Source organism: Gymnodinialimonas sp. 202GB13-11, from assembly GCF_040932485.1.
GTDB classification, from domain to species: domain Bacteria; phylum Pseudomonadota; class Alphaproteobacteria; order Rhodobacterales; family Rhodobacteraceae; genus Gymnodinialimonas; species Gymnodinialimonas hymeniacidonis.
Genome location: NZ_JBFRBH010000001.1, coordinates 3,136,115 through 3,162,433, shown reverse-complemented (window position 1 = coordinate 3,162,433; position 26,319 = coordinate 3,136,115). Strand labels below are relative to the sequence as shown.

The window sequence follows — 26,319 nt, the reverse complement described above, 5'->3', positions numbered from 1 at the left end:
TCCTTCGTCTGGAGGGCGCGAGTGCCCAATGGCCCCGGCACCCATGCGTGCTGCGCGGGTTCCCCCCGCGACCTTCAGACGAAGTTAAAATCGGATTCGGTCAAAACTCCGTTAAAGTTGGCCAAAGTTATCAGGTCCCCGCCGCCGGACACGAGGTTGATGTAGGTGTGGCTGCTGTCGGAGGTGATCGAAAGGTCTTCGATGCGGGCGAGGCCATTGACTTGCGACAGGTCCATCACGTCAGCGCCATGGGTGAAATCGGCGATGACATCTTCGCCCCAGCCATCATCGAACCTGAACTCATCCGCGCCAGCCCCGCCAAACAGGAAGTCCTTTCCCTGTCCGCCTTGAAGTGTGTCATTGCCCGCATCGCCGATCAGGGCATCGTCACCCGCGCCGCCGAAAACGTCATCGTCATCGCCGTCCGCGTAAACCGTATCGTTTCCCGCCCCGCCGATGATCCGGTCATCGCCTGTGCCGCCAGTAATCACAAATCCAATGGTGCCCCCGGCGGCATCAATCGTGTCATTGCCAATGAACCCTTCGACCCGCTCGACCCCGGACCAGGTGCCAATGGCGATGTTCAAGCCGCTTGCGGTGTTGAGGATGGCGGTGTCGTAGCCGTCGCCACCGTCGCTGACAGCATCGCCGCTTTCACCGATGAAGAACAGGTCATGGCCATCGCCGCCGTTGAAGGTGTCATTGCCGGTTCCGCCCTGAATCGTGTCGGCGCCGGCCCCGCCGTTCAGGATGTCATTGCCGGTGCCGCCAAGCAGAATGTCATCACCCGCGCCACCCGTGATCTGGTCATTCCCGGCATTACCCCAAATCAGCCGTGTGTCATTGGCACCGGTCGCGTCGATGGTGTCATTGCCGACGAAGCCTTCTACCCGTTCGACCGAAGCCCAACCGCCGATGGCAAGCGATACGCCGGACGCGTTGTTGATCGTGGCCACGTCATAGCCGCTGCCACCATCCGAGATGCTGTCGCCCCCGCCGTCGATGTAGAAAACGTCGAGACCTGCGCCGCCGGACATGGTGTCATTTCCGGCCTCGCCCAGAATGGTGTCGTTCCCGGAGCCGCCCGAGATCACATCGTTGCCAATGCCGCCAAGCAGGACATCGCTGCCATTGCCGCCAGTGATGGCGTCGTTTCCGTTGTGGCCCCAGATCAGGAGTTGATCCTGCTGACCGGTGGCATTGATCGTGTCATTGCCGGTGAAGCCTTCGACCCGTTCCACCCCGGACCAGCCTGACATTTGCAGGTTTTGACCGGTCGCCACAACGATCTGGGCCAGGTCATATCCGTTGCTGCCGCTGTCGGTCACGACGTCGCCGGTGGTGACGTAGTAGGTGTCATCCTCGGCCCCGCCATCCATGCTGTCTGCCCCGTCTTCGCCGATCAGGATGTCGGTGCTGAGGCCGCCCAAAAGCACATCTGCACCAGTGCCGCCGACCAAGGTATCAGCCCCGGCTCCGCCTGTGAGAGTGTCATTGCCAGCGTTGCCGTTGAGCAGGTCACGGTCCGATCCGCCATCAAGCAGATCACCACCTTCACCACCCATCAGCGTGTCATTGCCCGCCGCGCCGTTCAGGGTATCGGCCCCGTCATTGCCGATGATCTGGTTTGCCATGCCATTGCCGTCGACGGAGTCGTTGCCAGTGCCGGCGGTGTAATTCTCAATCACCGTGCCGCGCGCGATCCACATATTGTCGTTATGGCCCGCGCCGTAGGGGTTGAGGACGGTTGAAAGCGTCTCAGCCTCAAGTGAGACGAACTGGTCGGACGGGTCGAAGGAAAAGTCGATCAGGTCGGTGCCGCCAACATCGTTGATGGTGAAGGCAATGGCGGAATTGTCGAACATGCCGCCGGGGTTTGTCCCGGTCTCAAGATAGTCGAACATGGCAGCAAGGTAGCTGCCATTGGTGTTGAGGTCGGACCCGGCGAAGGCATTGCCCAAGGTGTGACCTGCGCCAAAGATCGTATTCCCGGCGGTCGGGCTGCTTGCGGCGTCGGCGGCCCCGTAGAGATTTTCGAGCGCTATGAGGTCGACCAGCATCGGGGACACGACGGCGGAATTGGTCGAGCCGGTATACGGATTTTCGTTCTGGTCGAAGTACGACATGACGGAGGCGAGCCAGCTATCGTTTAGGAACGTGTTGGTGTTGCTGGCGCCAACATTGTTCAGGCCGTAGCTGGCGGAGCCGTTGTAGTTGCCTTGATGGCCCAGGCCGAGGGCATGGCCGATTTCGTGAATGTAGGTCTGAAACCCGTAATCGTTGATGTCGTTCTGCCCGGTCGCGATCCAGCTTTTGTGGATGTTGATGAAGGCCGAGGTGGTGACGCTGGGGTTGTTCCAAGCGGAATTGTACGTGGCGAAAGCGCCGTTCTGTTCATCATCGAAGGTGATGTTCGCGCCGGAGGTGACGACATCGAAGGTGACGTCGATCACCATCTCGAAGCCTTGCAAAGCCCAGAGTGCGAGTTTCTGGCCGGACGCGTTCAGTGCGTCGATGTCGACGGTGATGACATTGCTGGAGCTGGTGTTGAACGAATGGCCGACGCCGCCGCGATCCTGCCAGAAGCCATCGGTCAGGTAGTTGGCCAGCGCATCGTGGTTGACGATGGATTTGGAGGGGTTCAGCACATCCGTGCTCAAGCGATAACCGCCTGTCATCCATTCGCTGTTGCTGGAGGAGCTGATGAACGCACCGACATCAATGAAAAAGGTGGCAGTTTCCTGCGCCTGGAAATTGAGAAGCGCGTTGTAGTCCGCTCCACCATCATCGTTGATCGCGATGACTGTCCCGTCGCTGTCACGCAGGCGCAGGAAGCTGTCATCGAGTGGATCGCCCGTGCGCCCGGTGACGGAAAAGGAATAGTGCTGGCCCGCCGTCAGGTCGATGGCGACCCAATCGCGATCACCGGCAAAGGAAATCGTGCCATCGAACGTGTCATTGGTGCCCATGAAATAGGCCGTGGCCGGGCCGTTGGCCGCGTCGATATTGGCCTTTTCAACGCCTGATCCATCGCTTTGCGAAAATAGGATAGGGCCGCTGTAACCGCTGGGTATGGCCGTGAAGGGCAAAGGCTCCACCCCTAGGGCGATGTCATCGGCCATGAGCGCGGCGTAGGTGCATTCCTTGTCTTGCGGGCGAAACGCGGCGCAGATCGTACACATTGGGGGCCAGCCTTTTTCGAGGACAGTTTGAAGCGTTAGGGCCCATGAAAGGGTGCGGGCAGGCAGAAACCCGGCGAAATTTGGGGCAAGACTTTGTCTCTTGCTTCAAAGGCTGATAGCCAACGTAACGAGGTGGTAAGAAAGGGCATGGGCACGATGGCAGACGCTCCAAAACCGGTGGTTTTGTGCATTCTGGATGGCTGGGGGATTGGCCAGACAGAGGCCGATAATGCGCCGCTTTTGGCGAAGACGCCGACGATGGATCGTCTGATCGCCGAGTGCCCGAATGCCACGCTGTTGACCCATGGGCGCGATGTTGGGCTGCCGGATGGACAGATGGGCAATTCCGAGGTTGGGCACACCAATATAGGCGCGGGCCGGGTCGTGAAGATGGACTTGGTTGAAATCAACGACGCCATCGCGGAGGGGACGTTTGCGACGCGCCCTGCGCTGTTGGATTTCATCGAGGCGCTGAAGGGTTCAGGCGGGACGGCGCATCTGATGGGGCTGGTCAGCGATGGCGGTGTGCATTCGCAGCTGACGCATTTGGAAGCCGCCGTTGAGGTGATCGCAAATGCGGGCGTGCCGGTTGTGGTCCATGCGATCACGGATGGGCGCGATGTGGCGCCGAAATCAGCGGAGGCTTTCGTTGAGGGGCTGATGGCACGGCTGCCGGATGGTGCGCGGATCGGAACCGTTCTGGGCCGTTACTTCGCGATGGACCGCGACAACCGCTGGGACCGGGTGCAGAAAGCTTACGGTGCGATGGTTCTGGGCGGCGGCGATGCCTATGGCGATCCGCTAGAGGCTGTGCGCGCGGCTTATGACGCGGACAAGACTGACGAATTCATCCCGCCGAGCGTCATTGGGGATTATCCGGGCATGCAGGACGGCGACGGTATCTTCATGCTGAACTACCGGGCGGACCGGGCGCGGGAAATCCTTGCGGCGATTGGCGATCCTGACTTTGACGCGTTCGACGTGTTCGGGCGGCCTGAGCTGGCGGCAAAGCTGGGGATGGTCGACTACTCAAAGGCACACGACGAATTCATGACGACCGTGTTTCCGAAGCAGGAGATCGTGAACACTCTGGGGGAATGGGTGGCCAAGCAAGGCTTGCGGCAGTTCCGTCTGGCCGAGACAGAGAAGTATCCGCATGTGACGTTCTTCCTGAACGGCGGTGTTGAGGTGCCGGAAGAGGGCGAGGATCGCTCCATGCCGAAATCGCCTGACGTGGCCACATACGATATGCAGCCCGAGATGAGTGCGGGGCAGGTGACGGAGCAATTCGTGGATGCGATCCGCGACGGCTATGAGCTGATCGTCGTAAATTATGCGAACCCGGACATGGTCGGGCATACCGGAGATCTGGATGCTGCGATTGCGGCTTGTGAGGCGGTGGACGACGGCCTTGGGCAAGCGGTTGCTGCGCTGGAGGAGGTCGGCGGCGCGATGATCGTCTGTGCCGATCACGGCAATTGCGAGACTATGGTGGATCCCGAGACGGGTGGGCCACACACCGCGCATACGACGAATTTGGTGCCGGTGGTGATGGTCGGCGGGCCGGACGGGTCCAGCCTGCGCGACGGGCGGCTGGCTGATCTTGCGCCTTCGCTGTTGCAGTTGATGGGGCTGGAGAAACCGGAAGAGATGACTGGGGAGAGCCTGATCGCATGATGATGGTGCGCGCGCTCCTCCTCGGCCTTGCAGGTCTTCTCACAGCGGTGCCGATTGGCGCTCAGACTGACCCGTCGATGACCGCGCGCGAAGCCACGCGGATGCTGGAGGATGCGGCAAGCGCCTTGCGCGAGGCCGATGGCGCGCGGGACCGTGTGGAGGCACTGACCGAGACCGTGCGCGCCTATGAGCATGGGCTGGACGCCCTGCGCGCGGGTATCCGTGAGGCGGCTTTGCGCGAGCAGACCATAGTTTTGGTGTTTGAAGCGGAGCGGGAGCGTTTGGCGCAGCTATTGGGTGTTTTGCAACGGATCGAGGAAGCGCCTGCACCTGCGACGCTGCTGCATCCGGAAGGGCCGCTTGGCACGGCGCGGTTGGGCATGATCGTGGCCGATGTAACCCCTGCCGTGGCGCGGGAAGCGGTGGCCTTGCGCGAGCAGTTGGAGGAACTCGCCGTTTTACGCGCTTTGCAGGACGGCGCCATCGCTGAGCTTGAACGCGCCGTGCAAGGCGTGCAGGAAGCGCGCACGGAGTTGAGCCAAGCGATTGCAGACCGGGTCGACTTGCCCGAGCGGTTTGACCTGGATGGGGCCGCTATGGCGCAATTGGCGGGCAGCATCGACAGCCTGTCGAGTTTCGCATCGCTGCTGGGCGAAAGCACCGCAGAGACAACGGCGGACCTGCCTGATTTCGAAAGCGCGCGAGGCGATCTGGCCCTTCCCGTGCTTGGTGCGCTTCTGCGCCGCTTTGATGAGGCAGACGCTGCTGGTATCGCCCGTCCCGGAGTTCTCTACGCCGTGGAGCCGCGCGCGCTGTTGACGGCGCCCTGGCCCGCGTCGATCCGATATGCCGGTCCACTGCTGGATTACGGAAATGTCATTATCCTGGAGCCCGACGCGGACTATCTTCTTATCCTGGCGGGTGCAGGTGATTTGTTTGTGTCCGCCGGTGAACTGGTGCCCGGTGGGGCGCCATTGGGCCTGATGCCGGGCCAAACTGGTGAGGATGAGACGGATTTGATCGTGTCCGAGGCGCAAGGCGGTGGCGCCGGGCTGACGGAAACGCTTTATATGGAACTGAGACAGGGCGGGAGCCCGGTGAATCCGCTGGACTGGTTCACCGCGAACTGAGGCCCCGTGACGGCAGATGATGAGGAAGGACGACGTGCGATGAAGAAGCTGATGATGGCCGCCGTGGGCGGAATTGCGGGTGGTGTGCTGGTCAGCACCCAGATCGCTGGACCCCTGCTGGCGCAGGAAGCGGCCAACAATACCTCTGTCTACGAGCAGCTGGACCTGTTCGGTGATATCTTTGAGCGCATCCGCGAGAACTACGTGGAAGAGGTTGATGAGGAAGAGCTGATTGAGGCGGCCATTAATGGGATGCTCATCTCGCTCGACCCGCATTCCAGCTATATCTCGGCCAGCGACTTCGAGGACATGCAGGTACAGACCCGCGGCGAGTTCGGCGGGCTTGGCATCGAAGTGACGCAGGAAGATGGCTTTGTGCGCGTGATTACGCCGATGGATGGCACGCCCGCGATGGAAGCCGGTGTCGAGGCAGGCGACTACATCACCCATGTCGACAGCGAGGCGCTGTTGGGCCTGACGCTGGAAGAGGCGGTGGACCTGATGCGCGGCCCGGTGGGTAGCGATATCGTTATTACCGTGGTCCGCGAAGGCGCGGATGAGCCGTTCGACATCACCATCACCCGCGACCGGATCCAGTTGACAGCGGTGCGTGCGCGGCTTGAGGGCAATACGGCTGTGCTGCGCGTGTCGACCTTCAGCGACCAGACCTTCCCCAACCTGCGTGACGGGCTTGAGGGCCTGATCGAAGAGGTCGGCGGTCTGGAGAATATGAACGGCGTCGTTCTTGACCTTCGCAACAATCCCGGCGGCTTGCTGAGCCAGGCGATCCGTGTGTCGGATGCGTTCCTTGAGCAGGGTGAAATCGTCTCTACCCGTGGGCGGGAGCCGCAGGATGGAGAGCGCTACAACGCCACGCCCGGTGACATGATCAACGGCCTTCCGATGGTGGTGTTGATCAACGGTGGCTCCGCCTCTGCCTCGGAAATCGTGGCGGGTGCTTTGCAGGACCATCGCCGTGCGGTTGTCGTCGGTACGCAGAGCTTTGGCAAAGGCTCCGTCCAGTCGGTGATGCCGCTGGCCGGTGATGGCGCGATGCGGTTGACCACGTCGCTCTACTACACGCCATCGGGCCGTTCGATTCAGGCGCTTGGCGTGGCCCCGGACATCATCGTCGAACAGCGTGATCCGATTGAAGTTGAGGAGGATGAAGATCGTCCGGACCGCAGCGAGGCCGGTTTGCGTGGAGCGATCGAGAACTCCTCGTTGACGGAGGATGAGTTGAACCTTCTGGAAGAAGAGCGTGCGGCGGCAGAGGCCACGGCGACCCTTCGGAATGAGGATTATCAGCTGGCCTACGCCATCGACATTCTGACCGGCCTGAACGCTCTGGGGCCGAATTGACCCCAGAGGAGGCTGCAAAGCTACCGTATCGCCCTTGCGTGGGGGTCGTTCTGACCAACGCGCAGGGGCTTATTTTTGCGGGGCAGCGGGCGGATATGGAGACGCCAGCCTGGCAGATGCCACAGGGTGGCGTGGATGAAGGTGAGACGCCGTTGGAGGCGGCTTATCGCGAGTTGGAAGAGGAAACGGGCGTTGGGCGCGGGCATGTGAGCCTTGTGTGCGAGACCGCGGATTGGCTGTATTACGATTTGCCGCTGGATGTGATCCCGAACCGTTGGAACGGGCGCTTTCGCGGGCAAAAGCAGAAGTGGGCGCAGTTCCGTCTGGATGCGACTGACGACGTGATTGACCTGAATTACAAGGATGTCGAGTTCAGCGCATGGCGCTGGATGAGCGCGCCAGACATCCTGAACGCGATTGTTGCCTTCAAACGTGATATATACGCGGCGGTGTTCGAGGAGTTTGGCCTGTGATCCGATGCTGCGCCCCGTTGATTGGTTTGGCCCTGGCTGGTCCCGCTGCAGCGCTGAGCTGTTCTGGCGCAGCAAGCATTGAGGCCAACTACGCCTTCGCCGCAGAATCCGAAGTCGATTACGTCATCGCGATAGGACGATTGGAGAATGTCGGCCCACGTGAGACGATTGATGATCAGGGTAGCTATCGCCAGATGACTCGTCTTGAGGGCGAAATCCTGATCCAGGATGGCTTTGCGCCGGGATGGAGTGCAGAGGTGGAAGTCACTGGTCTGTGCTACGGGGGCGGGTGTGGGGGCCATTCGGTTGATGTTGAGACGCTCTACTTTTTGGAGCGAACCGACGCTGGTTATGCTTTTGTCACTGGCGGGTGCGGTGGTCTTGCCCATGCCAATCCAACGCGCGCGGATATGGATGCCGTTTTGCAGTGCGTGCGAGGTGGATGCGACTAGGATCGCGCGCCGGAGTTTTAAGGAGGGATCCATATGATCCGACTTTTTGCACTGCTCTTATCCGTTTTCGCTGCCGGTCCGGCCATGGCGCTATCGTGCCTTCAACCAACCGTTGCAGGCGCTTATACCAATGCTGCGGACAGCCCGGCTGATTACGTGATCGGCGCAGGCTCCCTGACGCTGACCGGGCCAAGCAACCCACCGCATGGCCTGACGATGCAAGGAGATGACCCAAACCAGATGGTTGGCTACACCCAACCCGCGCGGTTCGACGGTGGCCTGTTCACCGGCGCGGACTTCAACAATCAGCAGACCTTATCGGTGACGGTGGATGTCACGTGCATCGCGGCCTGGTGCGGTGCGGCCTCACCCGTGGATTACGGGCTCCTCTTCTTTCGGGTCGTGAATGGCACCTACATCCTTGATGAAGGGGCCTGCCCCGCAAACGTCTTTCACGACGTGCATCCCGGCATGTTGCAAGAGGTCATTGATTGCCATCAGGGGACGTGCCCGGGCTTCTGGTAAAGGCCGCCCGGGCAATGCTTGAATTCAAAGAACCTGCATGAGCCCTTCGCGGATCAGTCGCTTCGCCAATACCAGCTTGCCCGCATCGTCCAGTTCGCCACCCATATCGCCGAGGCGGAATTCGGGCGTGGTCAGGCAGAACTCCATCGCGGAGGAAGCGAAATCGGGCATGACAATCTCCGCCCCCTGACAAGATAGGCGCACTTGCTCTTCCTCGGTCTCCATGTGGAGGGCATAGACCAGATGCGGGCGACCGCCCACGCGGCTGTCGATCGTGAGCGTATCGAGCGCTGCAAGCTGCGCCATCTGCCCTTCGACCCGCGGAACACGGCCCGTCAGGAAATCCTCGCGGAAGCCTGCCAGAAGCTTGCCTGCAGGCGCATCGGCGAGAAGGTTCATGAGTTCCTTGAATGTGTCGTCATAGGCTCCGAGATCCGCGCCATGGTTTGCAAAACCGGGCGGAAGCGCACGGCGCATTGCGGGTTCGCGGTGGGCTTTGGCAATCACCGCCTCTGCCAGCACATCGGCCCAGGTGCGGAACATCAGACCGGTGGTGATGTGAAGCGAGGTTTCATCGGTGGCGACCGCGTCATGGGCCACGCCACGGGGGAGGTAAAGCGTATCGCCGGGTTCCAGCACGAAGCGCTGAACCTCTTCACCCACGTCCATGCCCCGCTCAAATCCCTGATCGTTCAGGGGCAATTCAACGGGCGTGCCGTAGATGCGCCATTCCTTGGACCCCGAGATTTGCAGCACCAGCACATCGTGGCTGTCATAGTGCGGGTTGAACCCCTGATTGCCCGGAGGCGTCATGTAGATGTTTGTTTGCACGCGGGCGGACATCACCGCCTCCACCGCGCGGCAATAGCGGGCGAGTTGTGGTAGGCGTTCGTGCAGGCCAGACAGGATGACCGTTGCGCCATCTGCGAAGAGTTGGTTCACGCGGACCGGGTCGATCTGGCCCGTCTCGTAAGCGAAGTCGGCAGGCGTGATGTTTCCGTCCGATTTGGTGACATTGATCTCTGGATGGTTGAGGCCCATCGTCGACACGACGCGGTCAATCTCGGCGTAGCTGAGCAGATCAGCGAAGTAGCCTGGTTGGCCTCGCTTGATGAGCATGGGCTTCTTCTCAAAATACTCGGAAAAGAAAGTGTCTGGCGTCTCGGGCGCGATGGCCCAGTCGAAGGAAATTGGCTGGCTCATTTAATCAGGCTCGTTCATGGCTGGCATTTTGATTTGTGACAGTCAGACCACGGTCGGCTGTCATGTTCAATCTTCGACTCTATGCGGGGAATCCTGTCGTTGACCGAAAGCGCGTCTTCGGACAATGTGCCGCCCAGTATTTAGCAAGACATCACGAAAGGAGCTTCGGCTCATGTCCAGCGATAAAAAACAGAAGACCCTGACCGACGCAGAAATCTCGACGGATCGCCCGAAGGGCCGCCGTGGCTTCCTTGGCCTGATGGCTGCCGGTGGCGCAGCCGGTGCAGTTGCAACGATCCCGACGGCGGCAGCGGCCGCTGACATCGACAATGGCACCTGGACCGACGCCGGTTCCTGCCCGCGCGGCAGCGGTGGTGTCGCTACGGGTGCGACCGACGCCGATAACGGCTCGATCACCGATGCAGCCGGTTGGGGCCGCGGCGCACCTTACTGCTGAGGCATTGGGGGGCCAGCCCCCAAACCCCCCAGCATATTTGAAGAACAAAGATGGAGCGGGTCGTCCTTTGGGTCGGCCCGTTTCGTGTTTTCAGGTGAGGCGGTCGGCGAGCGCGCGCGCGGCGCGGCGGAAGGCGGCGTCTGAGGTTGGTGATGTGGCACGGAAGCGCAGGAAGCCGTGGATCAGACCCTTTGCTTGTTCGTGCCAGACGGTGGCGTGACCGGCGATGGCTCTGGCGAGAGCATCGCCTTCATCCACCAATGGATCGAGCTCAGCGGTTAGGATCACGGACTGAGGGAGGCCTTGCAGGTTGCTGTGGGCAATGTCGGCGTAAGGCGCATCTGCCGTGGCTCCGAGATATTCGTGCCAGCAGCGGTGCATGACTTTGGTGGAGAGATAGGGCGCCCTCGCGTGGTGGGTGTGGGACGGGGAAGCACAAGTCCGGTCCGTTGCGGGGTAGATCAGAAACAGGCCGTCCGGCACAGGGGCGTTGTGATCACGCAGGTGCAGCGCGCAGCCGAGGGCGAGGTTGGCCCCGGCGCTGTCGCCGCCGAGCCAGAGCGGGCCTTGTTCGGCCAGATGCGCAATGGCGGCGAGACCTTCTTTCAACGCAGCCGGATAGGGATGTTCTGGGGAAAGGGCGTAGTCGATGCTGACGATGGTGAGGCCGGTTTCCAGTGCAAGGTCGGCGCAGACAAGATCGTGGCCCTTGAGTGAGCCGAGCACCCACCCGCCGCCGTGGAAGTAGAGCATCGTGCCTTTGGCACGTTTGGGGCTGGTATAGCTGCGCAGGGGCACGTCGCGCCCGTTGCAGGATATGGTCCAGTCGCAGGTTTTGATCGATTGGGGAAGGGGCGGCAAGGTCGCCTCCATCCGGGCGACCGCAGCGCGCAGGGTTTCCAGAGGCCGCTCATGCTCCGGCACGGGGTTGGGATCGGCAGCCATGTCGGCCACCAAATCCCAAAGGTCGGGCGCGAGGCCCGGATAGGGCGCGTCGCTCACGCCCTAGACCATCTTGATGACGTCTTTGTCGATGGCGAGGATGTAGCCGCGCCGGGCGATATTTTTCACAAGCAGTTCGGACACCATCTGGTTGCCGAGCGTATCACGCAGGCGTTTGATGCGGGTGGCCCCGGCGGCTTCATCCACATCCGTTTCAGACTTGCCGGACACCATCGCCTCAATCTGCGCACCTGACAGCACGTCATCATCCAGACGTGCCTCGGCCAGCACCGACAGCGTCTCCATCGCGGCGTCGGTCAGCTTGAATTCGAGATTGTTGATGAGCACCACACGCTCCTCCCGCGACAAGATCAGGGAGGAGACCTGGATGCCCTGACGTTCAATCTCACCGATGCGGCGATTGAGGGTGACGATGGTGACAAGAAAGACGAGGCAGGCGACCAGAAGCGCGGTTGCAAAGACGAGCAGGACGAAGATCACTGCGCGATAGCTGGCGAGCACCTTGGAGAAGGTCGTGCCGGTCTGCGCCATGATTTCCAGAACGCGGGTCGCGTCCGGGTCACGCACGTCGTTGACTTCAAACACCGTGACAACGGCGTTGTTGAAAGCTTCGGCGTCGGGAAGGTTCACAAAAAGCAGAATGGCGGAGACCACGAGGACCGCGACCACCGCCAAGACACCCAATTGAACGACACGCGTGGATGCAATTCGCGTGTCAGCGACCGACAGTTTCGGGTCAGAAACTGAGGTAGTATTGTCCGGCATCCGCCCTCCTTGAGGCGAGTCCGGAATCGTCAAAAACCGAAATCACCTGCACCAACGTCCAGCCTTGTGACGCAAGGCGGCCGGAAACGACGGATGAGGCGGCGCCGACCGAACATGCGCTTTGGGGCACTTCGATCACACCGTAATGCAGACGCAAGGGGTTATCCATCCTTGCGCGATAGTCCGCAAAACATGCGGCGTGGAGGGGGCCGGCCAGGACCGTAAGGGCGGCGGCGGCGAGGAGGGATTTGAATAATCGTTTCATCGTGATGGCTCGTTTCGTTTGCTGAAAGGGGGCAGCTTCACGGATGAAGATGGGGCAGATGCGGGCTGTCATTCAATGACGGGGGACGGTTCACAGGCCTGTTATCGGATAGCAGGGGGGCGTTTTTGCCTTGCATGGCAGGATTTGGGGAAGGTCGCCACAACGGCAATTTCAGCCGCGTACAACACCTTTTCACACGCTTGGGCATTTCCGCCCGCTGGCGATTACAGATAGGCGATTTCGATGACCAAATCCTTTTCCGCCCTTGTGGCGATTCTTCTCGTGACGTCGGGGTCGACGGCCTCGGCAGATATCCTTCAAGACTATCAGCACTACGTTGAACGCTTCGGCACGGATTGGGTGTCGGAACATTACCACGGCGGGCCTGCACCACTGGCTGAATTGGTCTGGCACGATATCGATAGTGTCTTGCTCGCTGTGCCATCTCCCGCGCAGCCAGAGACGGCTGACGTGCCGGATTGGGTGTTCACGCAAATCGATGCACCAGAGCGTTACATCGATTTTCTGCGTTGGTCGTCGACACGGCCAGACACCTGGGGAGACGAAACTGCATCTTATCAAGTCAGCATACCCGGCCCCGGTTATGTCGGCCTGATTCCGCAAATCATCCCGGATGGCTGGGTCGTTACCAACCGGTGCCTTGGGTGGGACGACACATATGCCGATGACGCGAATCCCTTTGGTGATTGCTACGTGTTTGAACTGCGTCCCACGTTGATCGGCCCTGTGATCGTTGAGTGAAACGTTCCCGTTATCGGATAGCGCGCCGCCGTAATTGCATGGCGGAGAGCCGAGGGGGGAGGGTTGATCCACAAGCGCCGAATGAGTGCGCCCCAACCCAAGACCTGAACCCCTCAAGCGCAACCGAAACAAGGGACCCAAGACATGTTTCGTAATCTCTCCAAGACCTTCACGGCTGGTGCTCTCGCCCTTACTCTCGCGGCAACCGGTATCACCGCAACCGCAACCCCAGCGGCGGCCAACAACCACCGCAATCAAGGCGCAGAGGCCGCCGCGATCTTTGGCGGTCTGTTGCTTCTGTATGGCCTTAGCCAGGCGAACCGGAACAATGGCAACCGTCATAACCCGCCGGTCATTCATCAGCCGCATCCTCAGCCCCAGCCGCAATACCACCGCGTTGCACCGTCGCGCTGCCACATCCAGGGCCATGGCTATTACGGCAACTACAGCGGCTACTTGCGCCGCTGCATGCAGAACCACGCGCAACAGGCGCATCTGCTGCCATCCAATTGCCTGCGGACCGTGCAGACCCAGCGCGGCCAGCGCCAGATCTATGGCGCGCGATGCCTGGCCAACCACGGTTGGTCGCACGGGTAAGCCCATTCAAAGGCGCAGTCCGGTGGCGTGAGATCGCCGGGCAAGCTGCGCGGCAGTAGCCGACCCGAGCAGCGAGGCGACGTGACCATGCGGTTGCGTCGCCTCTTTCTTTGGCGCACATCGCAGGACATGGGACCTGACTTTTCTTTGGAAACCGAGCTTGGCGGCTTTGTCGCCGGTGTTGATGAAGTGGGCCGGGGGCCTTGGGCCGGACCAGTGACGGCTTGCGCGGTTGTGCTTGATCCGGCGCGTATCCCTGAGGGGCTGAACGATTCCAAGAAACTGACTGAGGCGCGGCGCGATGCCTTGGCTGTGCAGATCGAGGCTGTTGCGGACGTGTCCTTAGGTTGGGCGAGCGTGGAAGAGATCGACGCACTCAACATCCGGCAAGCGACTTTTCTGGCAATGCGACGGGCTATGGACGGTTTGGCTACCGCCCCCACCCACGCCCTGATCGACGGGAACGCTGTGCCGCCGGACCTGCCGTGCCCGGCGACTTGCGTCGTGAAGGGCGATGGTCGGTCCGTTTCTATCGCGGCGGCGTCGATTGTGGCGAAAGTGCGGCGCGACGCCCTGATGAAGGAGCTTGCGGTGATGCATCCGGGTTACGGTTGGGAGACGAACATGGGCTACGGCACAGCAAAACACACGGCCGGTCTACACGATCTAGGGGTGACGCCACATCACCGGCGCAGCTTTGCCCCCATCCACAAGATATTGTGTGGATAAAATCGTAAGCGGCTGATTCGAAACAAAATTGACCCAGATTCGCTTTCGGGTGATTCTGCCTTCAGTGGACATCAAAGCGCCCAATAGAGGCGCCCACCAGAGGCAGAAAATGACAACAAAGACAAAGCCGGAGGCAGCCAAAAAGCTGCCGCTCAACACCATTCTTGCGGGCGATTGCATTGAAATCATGCGTTCGCTGCCCGAGGCATCGGTTGACCTGATCTTCGCCGATCCGCCTTACAACCTTCAGCTGAAGGGCGATTTGCATCGCCCGAACAACACCAAGGTCGACGCCGTCGATGACGCGTGGGACCAGTTCGACAGCTTCAAGGTCTACGACCAATTCACCCGCGAGTGGCTGTCTGCCGCGCGCCGCCTGCTGAAACCCAATGGTGCGATTTGGGTGATCGGCAGTTACCACAACATCTTCCGCGTCGGGGCAGAGCTTCAGACGCAGGGGTTCTGGATCCTCAACGACGTGGTCTGGCGCAAGACGAACCCGATGCCAAACTTCCGTGGCAAGCGGTTCACCAATGCGCATGAGACGATGATCTGGGCGTCGAAGGAAGAAGGCGCGAAATACACTTTCAATTATGAGGCGCTGAAGGAGCTGAACGAGGGCATCCAGATGCGCTCGGACTGGGTGCTTCCGATCTGCAATGGCGGCGAGCGGCTGAAAGATGAGAACGGCGACAAGGCGCATCCGACTCAGAAGCCAGAGGCCCTTCTGCACCGTGTGTTGGTGGGCGCGACGAAGCCCGGCGATGTGGTGCTCGATCCGTTCTTCGGGACCGGTACAACCGGAGCCGTCGCCAAGATGCTTGGACGCGATTTCATCGGTATCGAGCGTGAGGAAGCCTATCGCAAGGTTGCTGAGAAACGCTTGTCGAAAGTCCGCAAGTTCGACAAATCCGCGCTGGAAGTCACGCAAGGGAAGCGGGCGGAACCTCGCGTGCCATTCGGCCAACTCGTGGAACGCGGTATGTTGCGCCCGGGTGAAATGCTTCGCAACGCCCGTGGCCAGCAGGCCAAGGTGCGTGCGGACGGCACGCTTATCGCTGATGACGTGAAGGGGTCCATCCACAAGGTGGGCGCCGAGCTTGAGGGCGCGCCGTCCTGCAACGGCTGGACTTACTGGCACTTCAAGCGCGACGGCAAGACCGTCTCCATCGACGTGCTTCGCCAACAGATCCGGGCTGAAATGGCCCAATAAGGTTTTCGGGGGCTCCCAAGACCCCCGATCCCGAACCTTGCCGTCCGCGCGCTTTTATCAGGTGTGGCGCGGACCAACTTAACCCGCCGGTCCTCCGGCGGGTCTTTTCGTCTCGGCGGCCCGGATCCTGCGCATTGCTCGGGCAGCCGGTGGTATCGTCGAAGGGGGCCGCCTAGATTGGGGCCAGCTTGATTTACGGAGACGGGACCATGCGCCTGAATGCAGATTTCAACGAACGAGTCGTGATCCGGCCCGAGGATTACAACTGGGTCTCCTCGCCCGCCAGCGGTGTGGATCGCATGATGTTGGACCGCATCGGGGATGAGGTGGCGCGCGCCACGACCATCGTGCGCTTTGCCCCGAACAGCAGTTTCGACGCACATGCCCATGGCGGTGGGGAGGAGTTTCTAGTGCTTGACGGCGTGTTCTCGGACGAGCACGCCGATTACCCGGCGGGCACCTATGTGCGGAACCCCATAGGCACGTCGCACACGCCCCATATCGGCCCAGAGGGCGCGACGATCCTCGTGAAGCTGTGCCAGTTTGATGAGGGCGATACGGCGCAATTCGCCATCGACACAAAGGCGGCGGAGTTTCTGCCCGGATCAGCGCCGGGGTTGTCGGTGTTACCATTGCATTCGGTGGAGGGCGAAAACGTTGCCCTCGTGCGATGGGCGCCAGGCACGAAATTCTCGCAGCACACCCATTGGGGCGGGGAAGAGATTTTCGTGATCGAAGGCACCTTTCAGGATGAACACGGCGACTATCCGGCGGGCAGCTGGACCCGTTCCCCGCACATGTCGCGGCACACGCCATGGTCCGACGAGGGCTGCCTGATCTACGTGAAAACCGGGCACCTGCCGTTCCAGGCCGCCGCCTGAAGTTGGGCTTTGCGCGATCCCTTCCTATCTATCCATACAGGAGGTATCGCTCATGAAACTCGCCATTATCGGAGCAAGCCGCGGCATTGGCCGCAAAGCCGTCGACGAAGCGCTGGAACGCGGGCATCAGGTCCGCGCCATGTCGCGCAGCCAGATGGATCTGGAGGCGGACGGGTTCGAATGGATGGAAGGCGATGCCACGAACGGCGTGGATGTTTTCAACGCCATCGACGGCTGCGATGCAGTGATCCTGACCCTTGGCGTGCCACGCGATGCGCGCGTGCTGAAGAAAACGACCCTGTTCTCGGACGCCACCCGCGTGCTGATCGAACAGATGGAAAAGGCCGGCATCAAGCGCCTGCTGACCGTGACGGGTTTCGGCGCGGGCGACTCGGCTGAGAAGCTCTCCACGCCCGAGCGCCTGACGCAAAAGGCCTTCCTCGGCCGCGCCTATGCCGACAAGGATGTGCAGGAGCAATTGATCCGCGACAGCGACCTCGACTGGACCATCGCGCGCCCCGGTATCCTAAGCGACAATCGCAAGAGCGGCGCCTATAAGGTGCTGACCGAGAAGGCCGAATGGCGAAACGGTCTCATCTCACGTGCTGACGTGGCCGATTTCCTTGTGACCGCCGCTGAAGGCTCCGAGATGGTTGGGAAAACCCCGGCGCTCCAGCGCTAGACCGCCCTTTCATCTTGCCCAAAAACCCCGGGGTCTGGGGCAGAGCCCCAGCGCGGGCGACGACGCAGTCGGCGCGATCCCTATCTCGGAAGGGGGTGCTGGCCCTTATTATAGGCCTGCCATTCGGTGATCTCGGGATAATACATCGCCCGCCACCGCTTCACGCGCTTGTTCATGATCCGCTTCCACAGCGGCGGCACCATCGCCGCCGCCGTCATCACCGGGTAGCCATAGGGCAGCTGCGGGGCGTCCGCTTCGGTGTAATTCTGCAGCAGCGGAAAACGGCGGTCGGGCTTGTAGTGGTGGTCTGAATGCCGCTGCAAATTGATTAGCAGCCAGTTCGACGCTTTGTGTGCCGCGTTCCACGAATGGCGCGGTTGGACATGTTCGTACTTTCCGTTGCCGAGGTGCTTTCGCGTCAGGCCGTAATGCTCGATGTAGTTGGTCAGCTCCAACTGCCAGATCGCGACAAAGGCTTGGTTGAGGAACATCAACAGGCCGATCCAACCGCCGACGATCATCGCAAGCGCCAGAAATCCAGCCTGTAGCGCGAGATAGCGCCAGAAGGGATTCGAGCCGTCCCAGACCGGCAGGCCCTTTCGGGAAAGCATCGCCTTCTCGGCATTCCACGCGGACAGGAACGACTCCCGCAACACACGTGGGAAAAAGCGGTGGAAGCCCTCATTGTAGCGCGCGGTCACCGGATCGCGGCGGGTGCCGACATAGCGGTGATGGACCAACAGGTGTTCAGAGCGGAAGTGGGAATAGAGCACTGACCCCAGCAGAATATCACCAAGCCAGCGTTCATGCTTGGGCTTTTGGTGCATCAGCTCATGGCTGTAGTTGATGCCGATGGTGCCGCTCAGCACGCCAATCCCGAAGGACAGCGCCCAAAGCTCGACCCAGCCAAGGTGATCCGCCCGCACCGCATATGCGATGACCGCGAAGATCGTGATGATCTGAAGGGGCGGCCAGATCAGGGTGATCAGGCGATACCAGAACAGCTGGTCGTCAGAGGTTTCCAAATCCGCATTCTCAAGCTCCAACCCCGCGAAATGGTCGAGGATCGAGAACAGCCACCAGGTGCTGAGCGGCATCAGCAGCAGCCACCAGCCGCCCTGCGAAGCCACAAAGGCGATCAGCGGGATCAGCAAAAGGCTCAGCCAGAACGGCAGCGCGCGGTGCAGTTTTGCCATAGCGTTTGGTGCGATCATCGGGTCGTCCTTGCGGTTCCCTTGCAAAATCAACCTTTCGCGGACGCCGCGTCAACGGTGACGCCACGGCCAAGGTCGAAGGCTTTGCGAAAGACTGTAGGCAAAGTGCTTGGCGAAAATTGGGCGAAAGGCACGAAGGTGCCGCGGTGGGGTGTCACATCTTGCGGGGCGTCTGCGATGCGCAAGGCAAGGCGCAGATGGAAGTGGGTGAAGGTGTGACGCACTTCCAGCGACGGGTCGTGCCATTGCGTGTCGAGCGGTGGTGTATCCGTTGGGGCGTCCGACCATTCGGAGGTCGGGAAGGCCAACATGCCGCCCAACAGGCCTTTATCAGGCCGGGTCTCTAGCAACAGCGCACCGTCTGCGCGACGGGCAACATAGACATAGCCGAGCCGCGTTGGCTTCGCTTTCTTTGGCAGTTTGCGGGGCAATTCGGCTGCGATCCCGGCCTTGCGCGCGGCGCAGGCGCTCATCAACGGGCAGATACCGCAGGCCGGTGATTTCGGAGTGCAGATGGTCGCGCCCAGATCCATCAGCGCCTGTGCATGGTCGCCGGGGCGATGGGTTGGTGTCAGCCGTGTGGCATGGTCTTTCAGCACCGGCTTGGACGTAGGCAAAGGTTCTTCCACGCGGAACAGCCGCGACATCACACGTTCGATATTGCCGTCCATGACCGGCGCGGGGCGGTTGAACGCAATCGAGGCGATCGCGGCGGCTGTGTAGGGGCCGATGCCGGGCAAAGTCAGTAGCCCCTCTTCGGTGTCGGGGAATGCGCCGCCATGGTCGGCCACGACCGCCCGCGCGCATTTCAGTAAGTTCCGGGCTCGGGCGTAGTAGCCAAGGCCCGCCCATTCGCCCATCACGGCCGAATCCTCCGCTGCCGCGAGGTCGCCTACCGTCGGCCAGAGCGCCGTGAACCGCTCAAAATACGCTTTGACCGCTGCCACAGTCGTCTGTTGCAGCATGATCTCGGACATCCAGACACGGTAGGGATCGGCACGTTCAGACGATCCAGGCGCCACGCGCCATGGCAAAATGCGCGCATTCGCGTCATACCACGCCAAAAGCTCGTTCCCGATGGCCTCTTCACGCATGCGTTATCCAACCTGTGTCGCTTGTTATTGGTTAGCATTCCTTGAACGCATAGAGTGCGCCTGACGAAAGGATCAACCCGGCATGGCGAAAAGCCCGTCCCCGACCAAAGCTCCGCCGCGCCGCCGTATGCGCGGCTTTGAGCGTGCTGTGTCGCTTGTGGGGCCAGAGCTGCGCAGCCCGGCGGAAAAGCGCGGGTTTGCCGAGACGAAGCTGCTGACCCATTGGGCCGAGATTGTTGGGCCGGATATCGCCGATGTAGCGCTGCCGCTGAAGATCAAGTTCGGGCGTGGCATGGGTGGCACGTTGCAGGTGCTGACCACCGGGGCCCACGCCCCGATGCTGGCCATGCAGAAAGAGGTAATCATCATTCGCGTGAATGCCTGCTACGGCTATTCCGCGATCAAGGATGTGCAGATCACGCAAACCGCACCCACGGGCTTTGCCGAGGGCAAGGTTGCGTTTGAAGGCCAAAAGCCGCGCGCGAAGCGCAAGCCCGACCCAGAGCGTCTGTCCAAGGCGACCGAAGGGTTGGACACGATAACCGACCCCACATTGCGTGATGCCTTGCGCAAGCTGGCGGGGAACATAGTTAGCAATCAAACGAATTCGAACACCTAAGGAGATCACGATGCATCGCAGAGCCATGTTGTTGGGCGGCGCCACCGGCGTTTTGGGCGCAGGCGGCTACTTGTGGTGGCAAGGCCAGGGCAGCCCGGCGGTCGAAACCGCATCGGACCTTCTGCCGTTCCAGCCTGCCAATGCGCAGGAAACAGCTTCCGGCGACCTGCCTGAAGTCATCGAAATGTCGAAGGGCAATCCGGATGCCGCGGTGACGCTGATCGAATATGCCAGCTTCACCTGCCCGCATTGCCGCAGCTTCCACCAGAACGTCTATCCACAGCTTGAGGCCAATTATATCGAGCCCGGGCTGATAAACTTCATCTACCGCGAGGTCTATTTTGACCGCTATGGTCTGTGGGCCGGCATGATGGCGCGTTGTGGCGGGCCGCTGCGTTATTTCGGGATCGTTGATCTGATCTACGAAAACCAGGCGGAATGGACCCAAGGCTCCCCCGCGGAAGTCGCCGAGAATTTGCGCCGGATCGGGCGCACAGCGGGCCTGACGAATGAAGAACTGGATGCCTGCATGACGGATGCCGCCATGGCAGAAGCGATGATTGCGAACTACGAGGCGAATATCGAAGTCCATGATATTCCCGGCACGCCCGCGTTCGTGCTGAACGATGAGTTGCACGGCAACATGAACTTCGATGCTTTGAGTGATCTGATTGACGCAGAGCTTGAGGCTGCGGGCTGACGCTTAGCTGCCGAAATCAAGAATACGATCAAGGGCCGCATCAAGCGGCCCTTCTTCGTTCAGGCGTAACCGAACGGGCACGGTCATCACACGCGCGCGGAATTCGGGCTTCAGGCGCACCGCGTCCTTCTCGGTCGTTACCACCTGAGCGCCCCGCAAATCCGCCTCGCGGATCAGCCGGGTCATCAGCGTGTCGCTGAGCGGTTGGTGATCGGCCAAGGCGTGTGCTGCGTGCAGGTCTGCCCCGAGGCCACGGAGCGTTTCGAAGAATTTCTCCGGATGGCCGATGCCTGCAAACGCCAGAACGGGCATCCCGTCCAGCGGCAGGCCAGTGGGCAGCGGTACCAACTCGCCAGTGAGATGCGGCTTTGTGACGGACGCCCCCCAATGGTCGGCGAAGCGTTGCTGCGCAGATTCAGACCCGATGGAAAGCAGCAAATCTGCGCGGGCCATGCCCAAGGCTACGGGTTCCCGCAGTGGGCCCGCTGGCATGACCTTGCCATTGCCAAAGCCCCGCCAGGCATCGACCACGACAAGCGACAGATCGTGGTGGAGCGCGGGGTTCTGGAACCCGTCGTCAAGAAGGATCACCTCCGCCCCGGCTGCCACGGCCGCGCGCGCGCCGGCGGCGCGGTCTTTGGCGACCCAAGTGGGCAGGAACGCGGCCAGCAGCAGGGGCTCATCGCCCACCTGATCGGCGCTATGGGTGCGCTCATCAACTTGCTTGGGACCGTCGACTGATCCGCCATAGCCCCGGCTGACGACATGGGGCTTGATCCCTCGGTCGCGGAGTTTTTCAGCCAGTGCGATAACTGTTGGCGTTTTGCCTGTGCCGCCTGCGTTGATGTTGCCGATGCAGATCACTGGCACGCCGACCTTCTCGCGCGGGCCCTTCGCAAGCCGCCGTTCCGTGCCCTTTGCGTAAAGCGCCCCAAGGGGTGACAGCAGGGTCGAGGTCAGCCCGGCCGGTTGATGCCAGAACAGGGGCGCCCGCATCAGGCCGCGCCTTCCCGCAGGGTGCGCATCTCAGCCTCGTCCAGCGTATCCATGATCAGTGCCAGCGCCCGGTCCGTCACATCCGCCCCGTCGGAGATTACACCCCAGGCTGACGCCGCCATACCCGCCGCCTCTTCCGGGCTCAGCAGCGTGACCACATGGTCAGCGAGCTTTTCGGGGGACGGAGCAAGTCGCGCCGCGTTGGCCTCCGACAGCCGCTGGTAGATGTCGACGAAGTTCGTCACATAGGGGCCGTGCAGAATGGCAGAGCCAAGGGCCGCAGGCTCGAACGGGTTATGCCCGCCAATCGCGACCAGCGATCCACCCACGAAACTGATCGGGGCGAGCCTATACCACAGGCCCATCTCGCCCATCGTGTCGGCCAGGTAGACCTGAGCGTCGTCCGATAGCCCTTCGTCCGCCGCGCGCCGCGTAAAGCGCCAGCCGTCGCTTTGCAGCAGCGTCGCCACCTCATCGCCGCGTTCGGGGTGGCGGGGTACCAGGATGAGGAGCAGACGGGGGGAGGCCCGCATCGCCATGCGGTGCGCCTTCAGAACCAGCTTCTCTTCCCCGTCATGGGTTGAGGCCGCCAGCCAGACGGGGCGGCCCGCGAGGACCTTGGCCAGTTCCGCACGCTCATCTTCGTCGCAGGGCAGGGCGGCGGCCCCTTCCTTCAGTGTGCCAAGCACCTTCATCCGGTCCGATGGCATTCCAAGACGGCGCAGATAGCTTTGGGTCAATTCATCTTGCACGAGCGCCATGTGAAACCGCTCAAGCAAATTGCGCACAACGCCCTTCGCAAAGCGCCATTTGTCATGGCTGGCCTTGGACATGCGGGCGTTGAGCAACAGCATTGGAATGCCACGGGCGTCGGTTTCCACAACCAACGTGGGCCAAAGCTCACTCTCCGTCCAAATCGCCAGATCGGGGCGCCAGTGGTCGAGGAATGCGGTCACAAAGGCTTTCGCATCAAGCGGGGCATAGTGATGGATCGCCCGCGCGGGCAGACGGTCGGCCATAACCTCGGCGGATGTCACGGTGCCCGTGGTCACAAGGACATGGGCATCATCGCGTTCCTCAAGGACCCGGCGGACCAGTTCGAGTATCGCAACAGACTCCCCCACCGACGCGGCATGAAACCAGATCAGCGGGCCATCGGGGCGCGGTTGGCTGGCAATCCCGCGCCGTTCATTGAGGCGCGCGGCGTCCTCCTTCCCTTCGGCCACACGCTCGCGGAGCTTGCGCTCGGCGAAAGCGCGCCCCCCACGGGCGGACCACGCAAGGTAGAGGCCAAGGAAGATTGAGCGCGCCATCGGTCGTTTTAGCTTCCCAGCTCTTCGGTCGAGGAGGCTTCGGCCTCTTCATCCCGCAGACGGTGAATATGGGCGATAAAGTAGCGCATATGGGCATTGTCCACGGTGCGCTGCGCCTCCGACTTCCAAGCGTCATAGGCGCTGTCATAGTCGCTGAACATACCGACGATATGGATGTCATCGACGTTTTCAAATTCGGTGCGTTGCGGATCGACGAGTTCACCGCCGAAAACAAGGTGCAGGCGTTGGGGCATGGGAGGTCTCCGGTCGTTCTGGATTGCGCGTGAACCCTTAAGCGGCTCAGCCGGGGCGTCAAGCAAAGGGCCTGTTTCAGGCCGCTGACGGCATTGTGAGGGTCGGGTTTCCCTGCCTCGCAGGATGCGACGACAAAAGGCATATCAACCCTATTGAAACGACAAAGACTTTTGAGAACGAAACCCTTCTTTGCCCAATCTGGCCCGGTCACTTGTCCCTTTGACCAGCCGTTGCGGAGCGGCCCATGTCCCTCTCCCCTCTCTCTCTGGGGCCGCTCCGCCAAACACTTGTCCGTCTCCCTCCCCGGCCCCTGGCGCGTCCTCCCTTCCGCGCCGGGGGCTTTTCTTCTGTTGAATGAGGTAAGGAGAGCCTTACTCGTGCAAATCAAAGCGCAGGCGTATGTTCAAAGGGTAAGCACGGTAGACGAACGGAAGATTTCGCCGCCCTCCCATTTTGAGCCACAGATTGCTGCCATGACCCTTCGCATATCCCTTGTTCTCCTGGCCTCGCTTCTGTTTGTCACCGTGCTTGCAACGCTTTCCCTGCCCGCCGACGCTTATGCCATTGCCCCTGAGGCCGAAGGCACGTTGTCGTCGGCGCAGATGATGTCCACCGGCCCGTTGAACGTTATCATTTTCGAGATTTCGGGGCGTTAAGCGCGCTGCGCGACCAATGCCTGATGCACGTCTGGCGCCCCCGCCAATATCCCGTCGACCTGCGCGCTTTGCCCATTGAACACCAATGGCGCACCTCGGCTTGTCGTGGCCCGGCCGCCGGCTTCTTCGATGATCAGCGCCCCAGCGGCGATGTCCCATTCCCATGTCGGGCGGAAGGTCATCATGCCGTCGAAGCGACCCTCCCCAACCAATGACATGCGATAGGCGAGAGAAGGCCGATAGGCGCGCTCCACCGCAGGAATGCCATTCGGCCAATGTTCGGGCTTAAGGTTGGCCTTGGTGGTCAGAAATATGGATTGGGCCGGGTCCTTGGCGCCGGTCACGCGAACGGGTTGCCCGTTTAGCGTGGTGCCTTGGCCTTTTGCCGCAGCATAAAGCTTGTCCCGCATCGGAAGAAACACGACGCCCGCCGTCACCTGCCCGCGATGCACCACCGATAGAGAGTGTGCAAAGCTGCGCCCGCCTTCGATAAACGCCCGCGTTCCGTCGATCGGGTCACAGATAAAGACAGTATCAGTGGAAAGTCGCGCTGCGTCGTCTTCGGTTTCCTCCGACAGCCAGCCATAGTCGGGCCGCGCCCCAAGCAGCGTTTCGCGCAGCATGGTGTCGATGGCCAGATCAGCCTCGGTCACGGGGCCCTCGGAGCCCTTGTCCCAGATCTGTGGATCACGCTGGAAGAATTGCCCGGCAATCTCACCCGCCCTTTCAGCGGCTTGGATCAGCAGGGCAAGGTCGTCATCAGGCCCCTGCAATCGTCAATCCTTCAACGAGGAGCGATGGGACAACGCGGCTCAGATGTGGGCGCGCATCGTTGGCAGGCACGATGCTGCGCAGCATGTCCTTGAGGTTGCCTGCTACGGTGCATTCATTCACGGGATAGGCAATCTCACCATTCTCGACCCAGAAGCCCGAGGCCCCGCGTGAATAGTCGCCGGTGGTGGCGTTGATCGACGACCCGATCATCGAAGTAATCAAAAGGCCTGTTCCCATCTGTGCTAGCAGGTCCTCGCGGCTAAAATCACCGGCAGTCAGGCGCGCATTGCCGACGCTCGGTGAAGGCGGGCCGCCGGTGCCGCGGCTGGCATTGCCGGTGGAGGGCATCCCGAGTTTCCGGCCCGTGGCAAGGTCCAGCGTCCAACCGGTCAGCACGCCATTTTCGACGATGGCGCGGTTGCGTGTCGGCAGCCCTTCCGCATCAAATGGGCGACTGCCCGAGGTGCGCGGACGGTGGGGTTCCTCGATCAGCGACAGATGCGCGGGCAGAACCTGTTCGCCCAAAAGGTCGCGTGCCCAGGACGATCCGCGAGCGATCGAGGTGCCGTTGGTGGCCGATAGAAGATGCCCGATCAGCCCGGAGGAGATGCGCTCATCGTAGATCACCGGATAAGCTCCAGTCGGCGGCTTCTTCGCACCGGCCCGCTCAACCGTGCGTTCCCCGGCGATCCGGCCAATTTCGGCGGCGGACATCACATCGCCCAGATGATTGCGACTGTCGCCGAAATAATCACGCTCCATCCCCGTGCCTTCACCAGTGATGGCAACGCAGAAAACGCCGTGATCGCTGCGGGCATAGCCGCCGGAAAAGCCGTTGGACGCCGCAAGGTGGATGCGGCGTCGGCTGTAAGCGGCGCCAGCAGTTGAGACCTGGCTGACCCCCTGAACACCAAGCGCTGCGGCCTCTGCCTCGAGCGCGCGCGCTTCCAGCCCGGCAGGGTCGGGGTTTTCGCCCGGATCATTCAGGTCCAGCGCGTCACCATCCCGGACATCGGACAAGGCATCGGGATCGGCGAGACCGATATTGGGATCCTCGGGTGCAAGGCGCGCCATGGCGACGGCGCGTTCGGCCATCTCGGTCAACGTACTGGGTTCGACGTCAGAGGCCGATACGCAGGCCTGCCGTTGACCCACCAAAACCCGAAGCCCAAGCTCCACCCCTTCCGAGCGTTCCGCCAGTTCCAACGCGCCATTCAGCACTTCGATGCGGATCGAGGTGCCGTCGACCGCTATCGCATCGGCGGCATCGGCTCCGGCCGTTTTGGCTGCCGTCAGGAGGGCGTCGGTCAGCGGTGCAATCTCGGAATGGCTCATGGATACCCCTTCGGCTCGTGTTGTCTTCGACGTAGGGCGCGGGCC

General features: G+C 61.5%; 28 protein-coding genes. 16 read left to right on the top strand and 12 right to left on the bottom strand.

The annotated features are described in order from the left end of the window. Positions 1–74 precede the first annotated feature (74 nt). Positions 75–3,182: a M10 family metallopeptidase C-terminal domain-containing protein gene (locus tag V8J81_RS16200; protein WP_368476784.1), complete on the bottom strand. Its 3,108-nt coding sequence runs from the start codon at positions 3,180–3,182 to the stop codon at positions 75–77. A gap of 156 nt (positions 3,183–3,338) precedes the next feature. Here V8J81_RS16200 and gpmI point away from each other — a divergent pair, with 156 nt between their 5' ends. Genes gpmI through V8J81_RS16170 form a run of 6 tightly spaced genes read left to right on the top strand, consistent with a single transcriptional unit; the run spans position 3,339 to position 8,801 of the window. Beyond that, the gene (gene gpmI, locus V8J81_RS16195) at positions 3,339–4,859 is read left to right on the top strand and encodes a 2,3-bisphosphoglycerate-independent phosphoglycerate mutase (protein WP_368476783.1); all 1,521 of its coding nucleotides are present in this window, start codon (positions 3,339–3,341) and stop codon (positions 4,857–4,859) included. Positions 4,860–4,861: 2 nt separating this feature from the next. Then, positions 4,862–5,989, top strand: a complete 1,128-nt coding sequence (locus tag V8J81_RS16190) for a murein hydrolase activator EnvC family protein (RefSeq protein ID WP_368477664.1) — start codon at positions 4,862–4,864, stop codon at positions 5,987–5,989. 39 nt (positions 5,990–6,028) lie between these two features. Continuing rightward, entirely contained in the window at positions 6,029–7,351 is a 1,323-nt protein-coding gene (locus V8J81_RS16185) for a S41 family peptidase (RefSeq protein ID WP_368476782.1), read from the top strand. Beyond that, a complete protein-coding gene (locus V8J81_RS16180; protein ID WP_368476781.1) occupies positions 7,348–7,824 on the top strand; it encodes an RNA pyrophosphohydrolase in 477 nt (158 codons plus the stop codon). Before V8J81_RS16185 ends, V8J81_RS16180 begins: the two co-directional genes overlap by 4 nt. Further along, complete coding sequence (locus V8J81_RS16175) at positions 7,821–8,276, top strand: hypothetical protein (RefSeq protein ID WP_368476780.1); 456 nt, start codon at positions 7,821–7,823, stop codon at positions 8,274–8,276. Before V8J81_RS16180 ends, V8J81_RS16175 begins: the two co-directional genes overlap by 4 nt. Positions 8,277–8,309: 33 nt before the next feature. Continuing rightward, positions 8,310–8,801, top strand: a complete 492-nt coding sequence (locus V8J81_RS16170) for a hypothetical protein (protein WP_368476779.1) — start codon at positions 8,310–8,312, stop codon at positions 8,799–8,801. A 24-nt stretch (positions 8,802–8,825) separates the two neighbouring features. Here the strand turns inward: V8J81_RS16170 and V8J81_RS16165 are convergent, their stop codons facing one another. Next, the gene (locus V8J81_RS16165) at positions 8,826–10,004 is read right to left on the bottom strand and encodes a cupin domain-containing protein (protein ID WP_368476778.1); all 1,179 of its coding nucleotides are present in this window, start codon (positions 10,002–10,004) and stop codon (positions 8,826–8,828) included. A 172-nt stretch (positions 10,005–10,176) separates the two neighbouring features. On the opposite strand from V8J81_RS16165, the gene V8J81_RS16160 reads away from it, so the two are divergent. Further along, the gene (locus V8J81_RS16160; protein ID WP_368476777.1) at positions 10,177–10,461 is read left to right on the top strand and encodes a hypothetical protein; all 285 of its coding nucleotides are present in this window, start codon (positions 10,177–10,179) and stop codon (positions 10,459–10,461) included. Positions 10,462–10,551: 90 nt separating this feature from the next. Here V8J81_RS16160 and V8J81_RS16155 read toward each other — a convergent pair whose 3' ends face one another. From V8J81_RS16155 to V8J81_RS16145, 3 genes are read right to left on the bottom strand one after another with little or no spacing between them, the layout of a single operon-like run. Then, entirely contained in the window at positions 10,552–11,463 is a 912-nt protein-coding gene (locus V8J81_RS16155; RefSeq protein WP_368476776.1) for an alpha/beta hydrolase, read from the bottom strand. A gap of 3 nt (positions 11,464–11,466) precedes the next feature. Beyond that, complete coding sequence (locus V8J81_RS16150) at positions 11,467–12,189, bottom strand: winged helix-turn-helix domain-containing protein (protein WP_368476775.1); 723 nt, start codon at positions 12,187–12,189, stop codon at positions 11,467–11,469. Next, positions 12,161–12,454, bottom strand: coding sequence for a hypothetical protein (locus V8J81_RS16145; protein ID WP_368476774.1), 294 nt, complete (start codon positions 12,452–12,454; stop codon positions 12,161–12,163). The genes V8J81_RS16150 and V8J81_RS16145 overlap by 29 nt, the downstream gene beginning before the upstream one ends. A gap of 243 nt (positions 12,455–12,697) precedes the next feature. On the opposite strand from V8J81_RS16145, the gene V8J81_RS16140 reads away from it, so the two are divergent. The 6 genes from V8J81_RS16140 (at position 12,698) to V8J81_RS16115 (ending at position 17,318) form a co-directional block, all read left to right on the top strand. Next, positions 12,698–13,216, top strand: coding sequence for a hypothetical protein (locus tag V8J81_RS16140; protein WP_368476773.1), 519 nt, complete (start codon positions 12,698–12,700; stop codon positions 13,214–13,216). Between the two features lie 144 nt (positions 13,217–13,360). After that, a complete protein-coding gene (locus V8J81_RS16135; protein ID WP_368476772.1) occupies positions 13,361–13,813 on the top strand; it encodes a hypothetical protein in 453 nt (150 codons plus the stop codon). Between the two features lie 129 nt (positions 13,814–13,942). Then, positions 13,943–14,542 carry a ribonuclease HII gene (gene rnhB, locus V8J81_RS16130; protein WP_368476771.1) on the top strand — a complete coding sequence of 200 codons (600 nt, stop codon included), beginning with the start codon at positions 13,943–13,945 and terminating at the stop codon, positions 14,540–14,542. Positions 14,543–14,651: 109 nt separating this feature from the next. Then, entirely contained in the window at positions 14,652–15,755 is a 1,104-nt protein-coding gene (locus V8J81_RS16125; RefSeq protein WP_368476770.1) for a site-specific DNA-methyltransferase, read from the top strand. Positions 15,756–15,964: 209 nt separating this feature from the next. After that, positions 15,965–16,636 carry a cupin domain-containing protein gene (locus V8J81_RS16120; RefSeq protein ID WP_368476769.1) on the top strand — a complete coding sequence of 224 codons (672 nt, stop codon included), beginning with the start codon at positions 15,965–15,967 and terminating at the stop codon, positions 16,634–16,636. Between the two features lie 52 nt (positions 16,637–16,688). Then, the gene (locus V8J81_RS16115) at positions 16,689–17,318 is read left to right on the top strand and encodes an NAD(P)-dependent oxidoreductase (protein ID WP_368476768.1); all 630 of its coding nucleotides are present in this window, start codon (positions 16,689–16,691) and stop codon (positions 17,316–17,318) included. Between the two features lie 80 nt (positions 17,319–17,398). On the opposite strand, the gene V8J81_RS16110 is transcribed toward V8J81_RS16115, so the two are convergent. Together V8J81_RS16110 and mutY are read right to left on the bottom strand one after the other, a co-directional pair. Next, positions 17,399–18,532, bottom strand: a complete 1,134-nt coding sequence (locus V8J81_RS16110; protein WP_368476767.1) for an alkane 1-monooxygenase — start codon at positions 18,530–18,532, stop codon at positions 17,399–17,401. 29 nt (positions 18,533–18,561) lie between these two features. Further along, entirely contained in the window at positions 18,562–19,626 is a 1,065-nt protein-coding gene (mutY, locus tag V8J81_RS16105; RefSeq protein ID WP_368476766.1) for an A/G-specific adenine glycosylase, read from the bottom strand. An 82-nt stretch (positions 19,627–19,708) separates the two neighbouring features. Between mutY and V8J81_RS16100 the strand changes: the two genes are divergently transcribed. Together V8J81_RS16100 and V8J81_RS16095 are read left to right on the top strand one after the other, a co-directional pair. Continuing rightward, complete coding sequence (locus V8J81_RS16100) at positions 19,709–20,245, top strand: DUF721 domain-containing protein (protein ID WP_368476765.1); 537 nt, start codon at positions 19,709–19,711, stop codon at positions 20,243–20,245. Positions 20,246–20,255: 10 nt separating this feature from the next. After that, positions 20,256–20,945 carry a DsbA family protein gene (locus V8J81_RS16095; protein ID WP_368476764.1) on the top strand — a complete coding sequence of 230 codons (690 nt, stop codon included), beginning with the start codon at positions 20,256–20,258 and terminating at the stop codon, positions 20,943–20,945. Positions 20,946–20,948: 3 nt separating this feature from the next. Here V8J81_RS16095 and lpxK read toward each other — a convergent pair whose 3' ends face one another. The 3 genes from lpxK to V8J81_RS16080 are packed head-to-tail and all read right to left on the bottom strand — an operon-like array spanning position 20,949 to position 23,508. Continuing rightward, entirely contained in the window at positions 20,949–21,941 is a 993-nt protein-coding gene (gene lpxK / locus V8J81_RS16090; protein WP_368476763.1) for a tetraacyldisaccharide 4'-kinase, read from the bottom strand. Beyond that, entirely contained in the window at positions 21,941–23,254 is a 1,314-nt protein-coding gene (locus V8J81_RS16085) for a 3-deoxy-D-manno-octulosonic acid transferase (RefSeq protein ID WP_368476762.1), read from the bottom strand. The genes lpxK and V8J81_RS16085 overlap by 1 nt, the downstream gene beginning before the upstream one ends. A gap of 8 nt (positions 23,255–23,262) precedes the next feature. After that, on the bottom strand, positions 23,263–23,508 hold the full coding sequence (locus V8J81_RS16080; RefSeq protein ID WP_368476761.1) for a DUF4170 domain-containing protein: 246 nt from the start codon (positions 23,506–23,508) through the stop codon (positions 23,263–23,265). 474 nt (positions 23,509–23,982) lie between these two features. Here V8J81_RS16080 and V8J81_RS16075 point away from each other — a divergent pair, with 474 nt between their 5' ends. Then, a complete protein-coding gene (locus V8J81_RS16075; protein WP_368476760.1) occupies positions 23,983–24,165 on the top strand; it encodes a hypothetical protein in 183 nt (60 codons plus the stop codon). Here V8J81_RS16075 and V8J81_RS16070 read toward each other — a convergent pair. After that, entirely contained in the window at positions 24,162–24,938 is a 777-nt protein-coding gene (locus V8J81_RS16070; RefSeq protein WP_368476759.1) for an inositol monophosphatase family protein, read from the bottom strand. The genes V8J81_RS16075 and V8J81_RS16070 overlap by 4 nt on opposite strands. Beyond that, on the bottom strand, positions 24,925–26,274 hold the full coding sequence (locus V8J81_RS16065) for a TldD/PmbA family protein (protein ID WP_368476758.1): 1,350 nt from the start codon (positions 26,272–26,274) through the stop codon (positions 24,925–24,927). Before V8J81_RS16065 ends, V8J81_RS16070 begins: the two co-directional genes overlap by 14 nt. Positions 26,275–26,319: the final 45 nt, after the last annotated feature.